Source organism: Halanaerobium saccharolyticum (assembly GCF_004362045.1).
GTDB lineage: Bacteria > Bacillota > Halanaerobiia > Halanaerobiales > Halanaerobiaceae > Halanaerobium > Halanaerobium saccharolyticum_C.
Map to the genome: position 1 here is coordinate 157540 of NZ_SNWX01000001.1, position 14984 is coordinate 172523.

Annotated in this window: 11 protein-coding genes; 10 read left to right on the top strand and 1 reads right to left on the bottom strand. The window is 36.6% G+C overall.

From position 1 onward, the window contains the following. Positions 1-7: 7 nt before the first annotated feature. The 3 genes from DFR79_RS00760 to DFR79_RS00770 are packed head-to-tail and all read left to right on the top strand — an operon-like array spanning position 8 to position 5389. Positions 8-2932 carry a glycosyl hydrolase gene (locus tag DFR79_RS00760; protein ID WP_133513588.1) on the top strand — a complete coding sequence of 975 codons (2925 nt, stop codon included), beginning with the start codon at positions 8-10 and terminating at the stop codon, positions 2930-2932. A 30-nt stretch (positions 2933-2962) separates the two neighbouring features. After that, a complete protein-coding gene (locus DFR79_RS00765; protein WP_133513589.1) occupies positions 2963-4285 on the top strand; it encodes a sulfatase-like hydrolase/transferase in 1323 nt (440 codons plus the stop codon). A gap of 51 nt (positions 4286-4336) precedes the next feature. After that, on the top strand, positions 4337-5389 hold the full coding sequence (locus DFR79_RS00770) for a LacI family DNA-binding transcriptional regulator (protein WP_133513590.1): 1053 nt from the start codon (positions 4337-4339) through the stop codon (positions 5387-5389). A 114-nt stretch (positions 5390-5503) separates the two neighbouring features. Here the strand turns inward: DFR79_RS00770 and DFR79_RS00775 are convergent, their stop codons facing one another. After that, on the bottom strand, positions 5504-6652 hold the full coding sequence (locus DFR79_RS00775; protein WP_133513591.1) for an MFS transporter: 1149 nt from the start codon (positions 6650-6652) through the stop codon (positions 5504-5506). Positions 6653-7022: 370 nt separating this feature from the next. Between DFR79_RS00775 and DFR79_RS00780 the strand changes: the two genes are divergently transcribed. The 7 genes from DFR79_RS00780 to uvrB all read left to right on the top strand — a co-directional run bounded on the left by DFR79_RS00780 (position 7023) and on the right by uvrB (position 14922). Beyond that, positions 7023-8357, top strand: coding sequence for an ABC transporter substrate-binding protein (locus tag DFR79_RS00780; protein ID WP_133513592.1), 1335 nt, complete (start codon positions 7023-7025; stop codon positions 8355-8357). Positions 8358-8478: 121 nt separating this feature from the next. Further along, positions 8479-9366, top strand: coding sequence for a carbohydrate ABC transporter permease (locus DFR79_RS00785; RefSeq protein WP_133513593.1), 888 nt, complete (start codon positions 8479-8481; stop codon positions 9364-9366). Between the two features lie 73 nt (positions 9367-9439). Beyond that, positions 9440-10276, top strand: coding sequence for a carbohydrate ABC transporter permease (locus tag DFR79_RS00790; protein ID WP_133513594.1), 837 nt, complete (start codon positions 9440-9442; stop codon positions 10274-10276). Between the two features lie 148 nt (positions 10277-10424). Next, positions 10425-11144 carry a glycerophosphodiester phosphodiesterase gene (locus tag DFR79_RS00795; RefSeq protein WP_133513595.1) on the top strand — a complete coding sequence of 240 codons (720 nt, stop codon included), beginning with the start codon at positions 10425-10427 and terminating at the stop codon, positions 11142-11144. A 178-nt stretch (positions 11145-11322) separates the two neighbouring features. Continuing rightward, on the top strand, positions 11323-12105 hold the full coding sequence (locus DFR79_RS00800; RefSeq protein ID WP_133513596.1) for a PRC-barrel domain-containing protein: 783 nt from the start codon (positions 11323-11325) through the stop codon (positions 12103-12105). Positions 12106-12161: 56 nt separating this feature from the next. Further along, positions 12162-12623: a hypothetical protein gene (locus tag DFR79_RS00805; protein ID WP_133513597.1), complete on the top strand. Its 462-nt coding sequence runs from the start codon at positions 12162-12164 to the stop codon at positions 12621-12623. Positions 12624-12903: 280 nt separating this feature from the next. After that, on the top strand, positions 12904-14922 hold the full coding sequence (gene uvrB / locus DFR79_RS00810; RefSeq protein ID WP_133513598.1) for an excinuclease ABC subunit UvrB: 2019 nt from the start codon (positions 12904-12906) through the stop codon (positions 14920-14922). Positions 14923-14984 lie beyond the last annotated feature (62 nt).

Below are 14984 nucleotides of genomic sequence, written 5' to 3' on the forward strand. Positions count from 1 at the left end.
GATAAAAGTGTCAATTCCTACAGGGTTTTATCCCTTCTGGTTCTGGAATGATGAACTGGATAAAGAAGAAATAAAGTGGCAGATTAAAGAGATGGCTGCTCAGGGAATCAAAGGGTTTTATATTCATTCACGTCAGGGCCTTAAACAACCATACATGTCAGAATCATTTTTAGAAATGGTGGATCTGGCAGTAGAAGAAGCAGAAAAACAGGGGCTGGCAGCAAATTTATATGATGAGTATCCTTATCCCAGTGGAATTGCTGGGGGAGAGGTGGTGCTGGGTAAGCCGGAGTATTATGCCACTGAATTAATTAATGATCAGCAGATAGTAGACGGAGGTCAGCTGAGAATAGAATATCCTGCCGGTGCAGTAATTTCTGCTAAAGCATATCCCTATCAGGAGGGAAAAGTTAACTGGAAGCAGGAAATAGATTTGAAGAAGTACATAGGACTGGTCCTGGTGGAAGATTCTTATATTGAAACCGGACTGACCAATTACAATCAGAAACGTTATTTTGGAAGTGATCCCCGGCCGGTGCTGGATCTAAAGTTACCGGATGGTAAATATAAAATTTTTGTCAGCCTTCAGCGGGAAGTAAAAAAGTATAAATACTGGGATAAATATATTGATGTTTTAAATGAAGATGTAATTGATCGCTTTCTTGAGCTAACTCATAAAAAATATGCTGAACGTTACAACAGTAAATTTGGGGAGAAAGTATATTCGATTTTTACTGATGAAATTCATCCTACCTGGTCAGATAAAATTCCGACTGAGTTTGAGCAGGAATATGGCTATAATCTGGAGGATTATTTGCCTGCCCTAATGGATGAAACTCATCCCGAACATTCAAATGTTATTTTTGATCTCCATCAGTTGAAATATAAACTTTTCTGTCAGAGTTATGAAAAGAAGATAAGCAGCTGGTGTCAGGAAAATAAGATACTTTATGCGGGAGAAAAACCATCTTTAAGACTGGAGCAACTGCAGTATATGGACATCCCTGGCTGTGATGCCGGGCATAAAAAAGTGGGTTCTGAGCAGCCGGCCTTTGCTGGTGATATCAGAGCTAATGCTCGAGCCACTGCTTCTGCTGCCTATTTTTATGATAAAGAACATGCCCTCTGTGAGTGTTATCACAGTCTGGGCTGGAGCGGGACTCTGCAGGATGCTAAGTTCAATGCAGAAGAGCTGCTGGCCCTGGGAATAGATTTTCTGGTACCCCACGGATTTTTCTACAGCACCCATGGGCTGAAAAAACATGATGCACCACCATCTTTTTTCTTTCAGATGCCTTTCTGGCCTTTGTTCGGTAAATTTTCAGCCAGAATTGATGCAGTCCAGAAAGAAATCGAAGGAGGTTATCTGGATGCAGATCTGCTGGTAGTGGATCCGGGATCAGGTGCTCCAACAGAAGCCAATCTAAAAGAGTATGAGAAACTTCTTTCCTTTTTGCTGGCAGAACATCTTGATTATTTAATTACAGATACAAATATCCTGCAGGCAGCTAAAATTAAGGAGGGACTGCTGCAGATTAAAGAGATTACTGTTGATCGAATTGTAGTGCCTCCAATGCGTAAAATAGAAAGTGAACTTAAAGAATGTCTGAATAAATTTAAAAAAGCGGGCATTAAAGTTATTTATCAGCAGAATAAGCTGGCAGAAGTCAGTTCAGAAATAACCGAAGGGCTGCCTGTCCAGTTAAGTTTGAAGGCAGAAAACCAGGAAATAGAAGAGCTGCTGGTCAGCAGGAGGATTATAGAGGGAAAAAAAGTCTGGTTTGTAGTCAATAGTTCTCAAAAAAAATTCCGGGCAGAAATCAGGACAGCTGCTGGTCATGAACTGAGAGAAGCCGAAATGGACAAAAAATATACTCTTTTACAGCAAAAAAATGAAGATCTGTATGAGAGAGAAATTTTTCCCTTCGAGTCTTTTGTTTTAAAAGAAGTAAGTCTGAAGGATGAACCTGGAGAGTTAAGAACAGAAAAGCAGAAAAATATTCTGGCAGCTGCTAAAGACCAGAAAAAGATAGAAGTTAAAGTTCAGGTAGATCAAGTTGATAAAATAAAAGTCCAGAATAAAAATTTATTGCGGATGCATAACTGGCAGCTTTCTCTGCGAAATGAAAAAAATAACTGTCTGCAGACAGCAGAAGTAGAGGCAGTACCGCTGAGTAATCAGCTGAACAAATCCGCTCTGGCCTTTAGCCCTGATTTTAGAGAATATTTTGGCCACCGTCCGGAAATTGATTTTCCGGAACTACAGTTAAATTATCAGTATCAGTTTAAGAACGATTATCAGGGTCGGGTTGAACTGCTGATGGAACCGGAAACTATAAGAGGGGATTATCTAATAAATATAAATGGAAAAGGAAAAATAAAGGAAGAAGATTTTAGCCCGACTCAGGCTCATGTCCGGGGCAGTAAATCTATTGATATCAGTGACTTTCTCAGAGAGGGAGATAATCTAATTGAAATCAAGTTAAAAGCAGCTCAGCCCAGCCAGGGTTTAATTAATCCTCTTTATCTGGCCGGAGATTTTGGAGTTGATCTGGCAGCAGATAGACTGACCGAACAGCCCAAAAATGGTCTTTTTGAAGACTATTTATCCAATAAACTTCCTTATTATGCCGGTGTAATTGAGTATCAAAATGAGTTTAGACTGGAGGAAGTCCCCGAAACCGGGTCAGTATTATTAAAAATTGACTATCAGGATTATTTTCACGAAGCTGCAGAAGTAGCTATTAATGATAGTGATTACTATGATCTTTTATGGGAACCCCGCTGTATTGTGGTTGACAGTTCTGAGCTTAAAAAAGGTAAAAACATTATCCAGACAAAAGTCTATACTACTCTAATTCGCTCTTTTGAAGGTAAAGAATTTGACTATGAGGACCATAAATATAAGTCATTAAAAAATTTATTGTCATAAAAATATAACTTAAAAAGTGAGGTACAGATAATGAAGGGACTAGATAAAAAACCAAATATTTTATTCATTCTTGCTGATGATCTGGGCTGGGGAGATGTAAGCTATCATGGTTCTGAAATAGAAACTCCGACTATTGATCGTTTAACAGCAAGAGGAGTAGAACTGGATCAGCATTATGTCTGCCCCCTCTGCACTCCCAGCAGAACCTCTCTTTTAACCGGGGAATATCCCGGACGCTTTGGTCGTCATGCTACAGTGCCCAGCAGCCAGCCTGTGCTGCCGGATAATTATCCTACCCTGGCTTCAATTTTAAAGGAAAATGGATATAGTACTGCATTATTTGGTAAATGGCATCTGGGCTCTGATCCAGAATTTTTTCCGGGGAAATATGGTTTTGATTACAGTTATGGCAGTCTGGCTGGAGGGGTAGATCCCTATACACACAGATATAAAAGTGGTCCTTATTCTCATACCTGGCACCGGAATGGTGAACTAATCGAAGAAAAAGGACATGCCACTGATTTAATTACCGCTGAAGTAATTAGCTGGATAAAAAGTAGAGACGAGGATCAGCCCTGGTTCTGTTATCTGCCCTATACTGCAGTTCACACCCCGATTCGGGCACCCGAAAAATGGCAGAATAAGTACTGGCTGAGGAACTATGATATCGATCCAGCCAGAGATAGTTCTTTTAAAAGCTATGCTGCCTATGTCAGTCACCTGGATTCTGCAGTAGGAAAAATAGTTGAATCTTTAAAACATCTTTCTCTGCTGGAAAATACAATTATTGTTTTTACTTCAGATAATGGAGCTGTTACCTATAATCCCTCTCAGGATACGATAAAATATCCAGGCAAATATTATGATACTCCAAGGTTGGGCAGCAATTATCCTCTGCGGGGACATAAAGCCCAGCTTTATGAAGGAGGAATCAGAACACCGGCTGCAATTTTCTGGCAGCATCAGCTTCAGCCGACTAAAATTGAAACTCCACTTTATATTGCTGACTGGCTGCCGACATTTGTTTCTCTGCTTGATTTAGATTATAATGAAGAGGAGAAGTGGGATGGAATAGATATTTCTTCTCTGCTCTTTGCTTCCCAAATGAAATTAGAGGAGCGCAGTATTTACTGGAATTTGAAAGAAGAAGAATATGCCTATCGGCAGGGAAAATGGAAGTTAATCCTGGATCAGAATAAAAATAGGGAGCTCTATAATTTAGATGCTGATCCTGAAGAAGAGCAGAACCTGGCCTCCAATCATCCCGAGATCGTTGATAACTTATTTCAAAAAATACTGTCAGAACAAAAACAGGATAATCGTTCTGTGCGTTCAGATATTGATAAAATATAAAGAGAAAAATATTCTAGAGAAATAGAGAGAAGAGAGGGAGGTTCTTTAATTATGGGGAATGTTACCATGAAGACAATCGCCGATAAAGCCGGGGTTTCAGTCAGCACTGTTTCCTTCTGTCTCAATAATTCGGGGAGAGTTGGAGAAGATACCAAAAAAGAGGTTTTAAGAATTGCAGAAGAATTAAATTATACTCCTAATCTTTCCGCCCGGGAATTAGCAGGCAAAAAATCGACAACTATCGGAGTTATAATTCCTGACTGTGCTGATTTAAAAAATGCACCTCTGTTAAAAGGGATAGATAATTCTCTGGAAGCAAATAATTATTTTAATCTGGTCTGTTTTACCCATAATAAAGTAGAAAGAGAGCGGGCTTATATTAATCTACTCAGAGGTAAAAATGTTGATGGTCTAATAATTTTTCCGTATGTAGATAGAAAAAGAACACAGAATTCAGCTCAGCTCAATGATCTGGTTAAGCAGGGGGTCCCGGTAGTTTTTGTTGATACATACTTAAATCAAGTTGATGCTTCCTGGGTGATTACTGATAATTATCAGGCTGCCTACGAAGGAACAAAGTTTTTGCTGGATCACGGTCATCGAAAAATTGCTTATATTGGAGGTCTGTATCATATTGTAGGCCAGGAAAGGCTGCGCGGTTATACAGAAGCTATGCAGGAAGCCGATCTCTATGATAAAAACTGGATTTATTCTGAGTGTCAGTTCGGGGATTCAGTGGAGGATATTTCCGACTCAGTTAAAACAATTCTGGCAGCAGAAAGACCAGAGGCTATAATGGCTTTTAATTATAACTCAACTCTGGCTGTGATTAATACGGTCAAAGAAAATCCATATCTTAAAAAAGAAGATCCAGAGATAATAGGTTTTGATTACTTAATGCCAGTACAGGAATATGATCTTGCAATTTATACCTATAATCAGCCGCATTTTGAGATGGGGAAAAAGGCGGTTGAAATTTTAATGGAAGATATAAAAAATAATAAAAGAGATAAAGCAAGAAATCAAATAAAATTAACTGCTTCTTTAGAAGCAGTTTCGGTCAAAGCGGCAGCAAGAATAAAAGATAACAAGAATAAAAGATAACAAGAATAAAAGATAATTAGAATAAAGATAATTAGCTGTGAATTTAACTTTCTTAAAATATTAAAAAAACTCCCTTCTGATAAAGCCAGCCAGCTTTATAGAGAAGGGAATTTTTTATTTATGATATTCAATTCTGTGCAGCAGATAAAAATAACTGAGTCCGGCGATAAAAGAAACTGCACTTCCTACAGCATACATTGCAGCACCACCAGCTCCATCATAAATCATTCCTCCAATCAGACTGCTGGCAACAGTACTGACGCTGATAATTGAAGCATAGAGATTCTGCCCGGTAGAGCGAAATTTTTCTCCAACCAGTTTCGAAATATAGCCAACCGCTGTGACATGGAATAAAGCATAGGTTAAGCCATGGAAAATTTGAGTTAAAAGTAAAAGCACCGGTGAGGACCAGATAGCAATTAAAAACCAGCGCAGCCCAAAAGTCATGGCTGCTAATAATAAAACTTTTTTGAGTTTAAATTTTTTCAAAAAAATATCAGCCTTCTGAAAAATAACCAGCTCACTGCCGGCAGCAATAAACATACCCAGTCCCAGCAGTGTTTCTCCACCTCCAATTGATTTGAAATAGATGGGAAAATAAACAAAATTAGCAGTTAAAGGTGCCTGAATGAAAAAGGTAAAGATCAAAAAATATAATAGATCTTTATTTTTAAAGAGAAGTTTAAAACTGCTTAAACTTGTAACTTTGATAGTTCTGTCACTCTTTGGTAACTTATAAGCAAAAAATAAAGATAAAAAGAGGCCGGAAGCAGCTAATATAAAAGTGCTTTCTGATTGAGTCTGTTCAATGACCCAGCCAAAAGGCATAATTCCGAGCATATAACCAAGTGAGCCCCAGACTCTAAATTGTCCGTACTGTTCAGCTCTGTCTCCCAGATAATTGAGCAGTAAAGAATCAGAAAGAGGTACAATTGAGCTGCTGAAAATTACGAAAAAACTGTAGAGTATAAAAATTATAAAAAAACTTTCACTCAATAAAAAACTGAGGGAGAAAATAAGAGTCCCCGAGATTGTAAAGAGAAGTATTTTCTTATTAGCCTCAAAATAATCAGACATCATTCCCCAGATTGGCAGAGCCATAATGGCAGCCGTTTTGGCAGCAGAAGTCATCATTCCTATTTGAGTTGCCGAAAGGCCGATTTCTTCCATGTGAATATTAATATAGGTGGTAGCTGCTATGTAGATATAGTAAATAAAATAGTATGATTTAAATAAAATTGGGTATTCATCCTTTCTAAATATGTATTTATCCTAGTATAATCATTCTGACTTTCTTTTGCAAGGGTTTTCAGAAATAAATTTAACTATTAAATTAAGTTAATTTACAAAAGTTTAACTTTTTAGAAATCTAGCTTTAACTTATCTTCTGTATAGTAATAAACAAGGTGACAATTTTAAAATTTTTGCCATAAATTTTCAAAAAATAAAGAATAAGAATTAATATTCTGAATTGACAAACAAATCAATTAAATATATAATTAACTTGCAGAAGAATCAAAATTTGTAAATTTTTTATAGAACAAGGTTGTAAGGAGTTCTAAAATATTTTTCAAAGGGGGGGCAAGATAAAAGGTTGTTTAAACTATTAATTAAAAGGGGAGTGAATTATTCAATGAGAAAATTTAGTTTCTTAATGGTAATTGTATTTGTTTTTTTGCTGACTTTCTCTGCTGTTGCTCAGGAACCAGTTACTATTGAATTCTGGCATGCTATGGGAGGCTTTAATGGGGAGATTGTAAACACACTTGTTGAGAGATTTAATGAAAGTCATGATAATATTCAAGTTGAGGCTCAAAATACAGGCAGTTATAACGATACTTTAACTAAAACTCAGGCAGCAGTTCAAAGTGGTTCAGCCCCTCATATTGTTCAAATATATGAGATTGGGACACAGGTAATGCTTGATAGCGGGATTATCATACCTGTAGAGGAATTAGGTAGAGAAGTCGCGCAAGATAATAATTTTGATTGGGGTAAATTTTTAATACCAGTTTCTAATTATTACAATGTAAATGGCCAATTGAATTCTATGCCCTTTAATTCATCTACACCTATTCTATATTACAATAAAGATGCCTTTAGAGAAGCGGGTCTTGATCCAAACAGGCCACCGCAAACTTTTGAAGAATTAAAAGAATATGCACGTAAACTAACAATTCGTGGAGAAGATGGAAATGTAGAACGATATGGTTTTACTCTTGGAATAGTAGGCTGGTTTGTTGAGCAGATGGTTGCCAATCAGGATGCTTTACTTGTAAATAATGAGAATGGCCGCAGTGCTAGAGCTACTGAATCTTATTTAGATCAGGAGCCAGCCGTAAGATTTATTAGATTGTGGAAAGAAATGGTTGATGAAGGTATCATGCTAAATCCTGGTCGCGGCTGGGATGGAGCTAAACAGGCTTTTCTTTCTGGGAGAGCTGCAATGATGATTGAGTCAACTGCACAGGTTACTAACTTTACAGAAAATGCTAAAAATGATGGCTATGAATTAGGTACCGCTTTCTTGCCTCGTCCAGAAGGCGTAGATCGTGGCGGAGTTGTAATTGGTGGTGCAAGTCTCTGGGCAGTAAGAGATCACCCGGAAGAAGAACTTAAAGCTGCCTGGGAATTTCTAAGCTTTCTCACGGAGATGGAACAGCAAGTATATTGGTTTGAAAACACAGGCTATTTCCCAGTAACAAAAGCAGCTGTAGAGCATGAAATGAACGGGCAATTTTTCGCTAAAAATCCAAATCATTTAACTGCTTTCCTACAGTTATTATTAAGTAAGAGATCCCCTGCAACTCAAGGTGCATTAATTGGTACCTTCCCTGAAGTCAGACAGATAGTTGAAGAAGCAGTTGAAAAAACATTACAGGGAGATCTGACTCCTCAGGAAGCAATGGATGAAGCAGCTGCCAGAGTTGACAGATCATTAGAACAATATAATTCACTATATGAGTAAAAGCTGCAAGAAATTTTTATAGTTCTGAAAGTATTGTTTCCCCTTCCTCATTTACTGGGGAGGGGGTTATTTTTCTAATAAGCATCAATTCAGTTAATATTTTGGAGGGGGTTGAAATAAATTGAAAGAACAGGATTATGATTCTCATTTCTCTGTCCCATATTTATTAATTTTACCTTCAATGATTATTTTGACATTTTTCTTATACTGGCCTACAGTTCAATCTGTGATCTTAAGCCTTTACCGTACGGCACCTTTTGGATCTCGCAAGATTTATTCTGGTTTTGATAATTATATTAATTTATTTACTGATCCAACATACAGGGCAAGTTTAGTTAGGACTTCTGTTTTTGTACTGGTAACAATTTTTGGTGGGTTAGCAATATCATTAATTCTTTCGGTACTTGTCAACCAGAAATTAAAGGGAATTAAAATTTATCGGACCATATTTTTTATACCGTATGCTATTTCTCCTACAGTGTCCGGTTCTCTCTGGGTATTTCTTTTAAATCCAGTGGCCGGACATATTAATTATTTTTTAGATCTTTTATTTAATATACAAATTCCCTGGCTGACTAATGGTTTTTTTGCTTTTATTGCTATTATAATAGCAACTATCTGGAAAAACATGGGCTTTAATATTATTTTTTTTCTGGCCGGGCTGCAGTCTATACCAGATAGTGTTTATGAGTCTGCCAGGATTGATGGAGCTAATTCATTTCAGATTTTCAGGAAGATTACGGTTCCCTTATTGTCTCCTACCACTTTTTATTTGATAATAATGAATATTATTTTTACAGTTTTTCAGTCTTTTGGTATTGTAGATATTATGACTCAGGGGGGGCCTGCAGATGCAACCAATATTTTGATATATCAGTTGTACAGAGATATGTTCGTTAATTTTCGGCTGGGATTGGCTGCTGCACAATCTGTAATTTTACTTATCTTAGTTCTAATTGTTACCTTTTTTCACTTTAAATTTGTAAGTAAAGGGGTCCATTACCAGTAAACTTTTAATTTGGAATGATTGAAAGTATTTATTAAATCTGGTTTATATAAATTTCTTAAAGGAGTGGCTTAAGATGCGGAAATCTCGAAAAGATTTTTTAAATAAATTATTTATCCATTTACTTTTAATTGTAATTAGCTTTATAGTATTGATGCCCATTTTACTTGCTCTGAGTGTGAGCTTCCAACCTAGAGATCAGATTTTCTCCTACCCACCGTCATTAATACCAGAGAGACTTTATTTTGATAATTATATAAACGCCTGGAACTTAGTCAATCTGGATAGGCTTTTGTTAAATAGTCTTTTTGCTTCTATAATTGTAATGTTTGGGAAATTAGCTCTTGGAGTTTTAAGTGGATATGCTTTTTCTCACTTTGAATTTAAATACAAAAAAACACTGTTTTTTGCTATTTTATTTACTTTAATGCTGCCCATGCAGGTAAGGGTGGTTCCATTATTTGTATTTGTAAGCAATCTCGGCTTAGCCAATACTTATTCGGGTTTAGTTCTTCCCTTTTTAGCAAGTGCTACAACCACATTTTTAATGAGACAGCATTTTTTAACTATTCCAAAATCCCTTATGGAATCTGCTCAACTTGACGGCTGTGGTCCTTTTCGGTTTTTATTTCAAATCTTGATTCCCTTATCTGGGCCAGCGCTGGCTGGTCTGGCAACTGTAAATTTTTTAGTGATGTGGAATGCTTACCTCTGGCCTTTAATTATCTTAAACTCTGATGAAATGAAGGTTGCTCAGCAGGGAGTAAAAATGTTATTTACGAGTGCATCGGAGCGTGACTGGGGATTAATAATGGCCGGGACAATAATAGTAGTTATACCAACAATAATAGTATTCTTATTGGCTCAGAAATTTTTTGTCAAAGGAATTGCAACTCAGGGGATAAAAGAATAAGTAGGGTAAAAATCATGATAAAATAGTATTTAATTGAACTATAATTATTAAGATTATTCAATCTGATTTGCAGCTTTTTATAAAAAGTTATATTATTAAACTATCAAAACAAAATGTTTTTAAAGATAGATAAAGGGAAGTGAGTTTAATGAAGACAAAAATTATTGGACACCGGGGTGGAGCAGCGGGTTATCCGGAAAACACTCTGATAGCCTTCCAAAAAGCAGTAGAACTGGGAGCTGATGGGGTAGAATTTGATGTACAGCTTACAAAAGATGGAGAGGTTGTAGTGATTCATGATGAATTAATTGATAGAACAATGACCGGTAGTGGTCTGGTTGGAGATCATACTCTGCAGGAATTAAAAGAGATGAGTGCGGGAGAGTTTTATAGTGCAGATTTTAAGAAAGAAAAAATCCCCACCTTAAGGGAGGTACTGGAAGTTGTAAAAGAGTTAGAAATTATTAATATTGAGCTAAAAAATTATTTACCTTACCCTAAATTGGAAGAAAGGGTACTGGAGCTGGTGGATGAATTTGAAATTAGAGAGAAAGTTATTATTTCTTCTTTCAATCACTATAGTCTGCAGAAAGTTAAAAGGATGCAGCCGGAAATTAAAACTGGAGCTTTACTGATGGCAAAAATGATAAACCCATCTGATTATGCATTTAAAAGAGGTTTTGATGCTTTACACCTTCATTTTTTGACCGCTGACCAGGAAATAGTTGATAAGACACATTTTATGGGGCTGCAGGTTAATGTTTATACTGTTAATTTTCCGGAATCAGTGGTAGAATTATTAGCAAAAAAAGTGGATATGATTATTACTGATGAGCTTGAGATGGCTCTGGACTTAAGAGATGAATAAATTGGATTCAAGTTTCTTGATTTATATTAGTTAAGAAATTTACTTCAATCAAGGTTTTATTATATCAGAAAGTTGATTTTCAAAAATTTGTATATTATAATTATGATATAAGAATACAAATTTAGTATAAATTGACCAATCTTATATTTGGACAAAAATTTAAGAGAGGTGAGAATTTATGTTAAGAAAAATGAAAGATCTTAAAGGGTATACTCTTCATGGTAAAGAAGAAGATCTTGGAGAAGTAGAAGATTTTTATTTTGATCAGGAGCGCTTTGTAATGAGGTATGTAGTTATTGATACTGGTAACTGGCTCAAGCACGAGCAAACTTTGATTTCTCCAGAGGCATTTGAAGAAATAAATTATAAAACTGAAGAAATTTTTGTTAATCTAAATTCTGAAGAATTAAAAGAGGGTCCAAGTATCAAAAAAAATAAGCCTGTTTCCAGAGAAATTGAGGAAAAACTTGTCAATCATTTTGAATGGCCAATTTACTGGACAAGCCCCTATCCTTCCAGCGGTCCTGCAGTTCAGCCGGGTAGTATGATTAGAGATAAGATATTCAATTATGCAGAATCTACAGCAGAGCAAAAACAGACTGGAAAAGAGGATCTAGAATCAAACCTGCGCAGTTTTAATGAGGTTACTGGATACCACATTCAGGCAGAGGACGAAGAATTTGGTCATGTAGAAGATTTATTTGTTGATGAGGAAAATTGGGTAATTCGTTACCTTTTAGTAGACACCCGAAATATTTTACCTGGTAAGGATGTTTTAATTGCACCTGAGTGGCTAGAGAATATAAGCTGGAATGATGAAAAAATATTTGTAAATAAAACCAAAGAAGAGATAAAGAGTGCCCCCGAATATCAAGAAGAAAAGTCCGATTATTTAGTGGACCGGGATTATGAAGAAAAACTTTATGATCACTATGATGAATTGAAATACTGGCAGCAGTAAAGTTGGTTATCAATTTAGGATTATGGAAGCTATTAAGAGACAGGTGGTGAATTTAATTGGAGCAGGATTTTCTTGATAGTATGAGGCAGATTATAAAAGAAGAAATTTCTCCCCTGGAAGAGAAACTGGACAAAAACACAGAGGCGATATCCTCTATAGAAGTCAAGCTGGATGAGAACACGGAGGCAATAGCTTCTATAGAAACCAAGGTAGATAAGAACACGGAGGCAATAGCCTCTATAGGAACTAAGGTAGATGAGAACACAGAGGCAATAGCTTCTATAGAAACCAAGGTAGATGAAAATACCGGTGGATTAAATTCTGTGAGTCGACAGCTTGAAGAAAATACTCTTATTTTAAAAGCATTAGAAGAAAATAAGGACTATAGGAATAATCAAATGGACAAATTGATTAATGATGTGGCTGAAATTCAGGGAAGTATTAAACATCTTGAAGAATCATTTAATAATCACAGCCATGAAGTAAAAACTGAAATTGGCAAAGTTAAAGTAAGTTAAAACACATGAGCCCTTAGTTGGGCTCTTTTTTTTATACGTATATCTCCTAAGACAAAATAATGCTAATTGATTTTAAATTTAACTTTAATTCAGTAATGATTATTGCTATAATAGAAGAACAACACCTAAACATATATTCACTTTTTTGAAAAATGTCATAAATTTTACTGAAATTATTTTTAAATAAGAGTATAATAAATGTAATTATGAAAATAAAGAATAGTAAAGATTTTTAGGATTCGGCTTAATTCTCAATTAATAAATTTGGAGGGGATAGTTAGTGAAGGATGGACAGTTTAAATTAAAGGCCCCTTTTGAACCAAAAGGTGATCAGCCTGAGGCAATAGAAAAATTGGCTGAAGGAATAAGAAAAGGCCACCGACACCAGACATTACTTGGTGCGACGGGGACAGGAAAGACTTTTACTATGGCTAAACTGGTAGAAGAGGTTAACAAACCCACTCTGGTTATTGCCCATAATAAAACTCTGGCAGCTCAGCTGACCAGTGAATTTAAGGAGTTTTTTCCGGATAATGCAGTAGAATATTTTGTCAGTTATTATGATTATTATCAGCCTGAAGCCTATGTACCTCAGACTGATACCTATATAGAGAAAGATTCATCTGTTAATGATGAAATTGAAAAATTAAGACTTTCGGCAACAACTTCACTTTTTGAAAGGAGAGATGTGCTGATTGTAGCCAGTGTATCCTGTATTTACGGTCTGGGTTCTCCGGATGACTATTTGAATTTATCTCTGGATTTAAAAGTTGGTAAGATTATGGACCGCAAGGAGATTACCAGAAGTCTGATCTTTATGCAGTACAGCCGTAATGATATGGATACATCCCGCGGCCATTTTAGAGTTAAGGGAGATGTAATAGATATTTTTCCTGCTTATAGAGATATTGCAATCAGGGTCGAACTTTTTGGAGATGAGATTGATAGAGTTACCCGGATCAATACTGTAACCGGTGAGGTTGAAGCTGAAATAGATGAGATGACTATTTATCCGGCCAGCCACTTTGTTACTCCAGAAGATAAAGTGGAAAGAGCAATTAAAACTATTAAGGATGAGCTGGAGGAGCGTTTAAAAGAACTGCGGGCAGAAAACCGTCTGGTTGAAGCCCAGAGACTGGAACAGCGGACCCGTTATGACTTAGAGATGCTGGAGCAGATGGGATTTTGTTCTGGAATTGAAAACTATGCCCGTCATCTGGCAGGACGTGAACCGGGTTCCAGACCAATGGCTCTTTTAGATTATTTTCCAGATGATTTTATGGTGATTATAGATGAGTCACATATGACAGTTCCCCAGATTGGTGGAATGTTTGCCGGGGACCGTTCTCGCAAGGAAAAGCTGGTGGAGTATGGTTTTCGACTTCCCTCTGCCCTGGATAACAGGCCGCTGAATTTTGAAGAATTTGAACAGGTCGTACCTCAGGCAGTTTATGTTTCTGCAACTCCTGGTCCTTATGAGCGGGAGCACAGTCAGCAGATAGTTGAGCAGATTATCCGTCCGACCGGACTTGTTGATCCGGAAATTGATGTCCGGCCGACAAAGAGTCAGATTGATGATCTGCTGGAAGAAATTAGGCAGGTTGTAGGAGATGATGAGCGAGTTCTGGTTACAACTCTGACTAAAAAGATGTCAGAGGATCTGACCGAATATCTGGCTGAAGCTGGAATTAGAGTTCGCTACCTTCATTCTGATATTGATACAATTGAACGTTCAGAAATTATTCGTGATCTCCGACTGGGAGAATTTGATGTCCTGGTAGGAATTAATCTATTACGAGAGGGTCTTGATTTACCCGAGGTTTCCCGGGTCGCAATTTTAGATGCTGATAAGGAAGGCTTTCTGCGTTCACAGCGAGCATTGATTCAGACTATTGGACGTGCTGCTCGTAATGTAGGTGGCAAGGTAATTATGTATGCCGATAAAATTACTGATTCAATGAAAACTGCAATTGATGAAACTGAAAGAAGAAGGGAAATTCAGATTCAGCATAATAAGGACAACAATATTACTCCGGAGACAATTATCAAACCGGTAAGAGATGTTGTTAAACCAGTTGAGATGGTAGTTTCCGAAGATAAAAGCCGCTATTATGATAAAAGTCAGGATAATGAAGATGCTGATGATAATACTCAAAATTATGATAATATGACACGCAAAGAAATTCAGCATTTAATTATAGATTTAGAGGATGAAATGGAGTCTGCAGCTGATAACTTAGAGTTCGAAATAGCTGCTCAGATTAGAGACGAAATAGAAGAATTAGAAAAAAAATTATAATCGGTACCGGGTACTTGTCAAAATTTACCAAATATCAATAGTGAAAAAAGGAATAAAAAGGC

Coding starts and splice junctions, on each gene's coding strand:
- DFR79_RS00770 (WP_133513590.1), top strand. CDS start 4,337: ATGGGGAATGTTACCATGAAGACAATCGCCGATAAAGCCGGGGTTTCA.
- DFR79_RS00790 (WP_133513594.1), top strand. CDS start 9,440: ATGCGGAAATCTCGAAAAGATTTTTTAAATAAATTATTTATCCATTTA.
- DFR79_RS00795 (WP_133513595.1), top strand. CDS start 10,425: ATGAAGACAAAAATTATTGGACACCGGGGTGGAGCAGCGGGTTATCCG.
- DFR79_RS00780 (WP_133513592.1), top strand. CDS start 7,023: ATGAGAAAATTTAGTTTCTTAATGGTAATTGTATTTGTTTTTTTGCTG.
- DFR79_RS00800 (WP_133513596.1), top strand. CDS start 11,323: ATGTTAAGAAAAATGAAAGATCTTAAAGGGTATACTCTTCATGGTAAA.
- DFR79_RS00765 (WP_133513589.1), top strand. CDS start 2,963: ATGAAGGGACTAGATAAAAAACCAAATATTTTATTCATTCTTGCTGAT.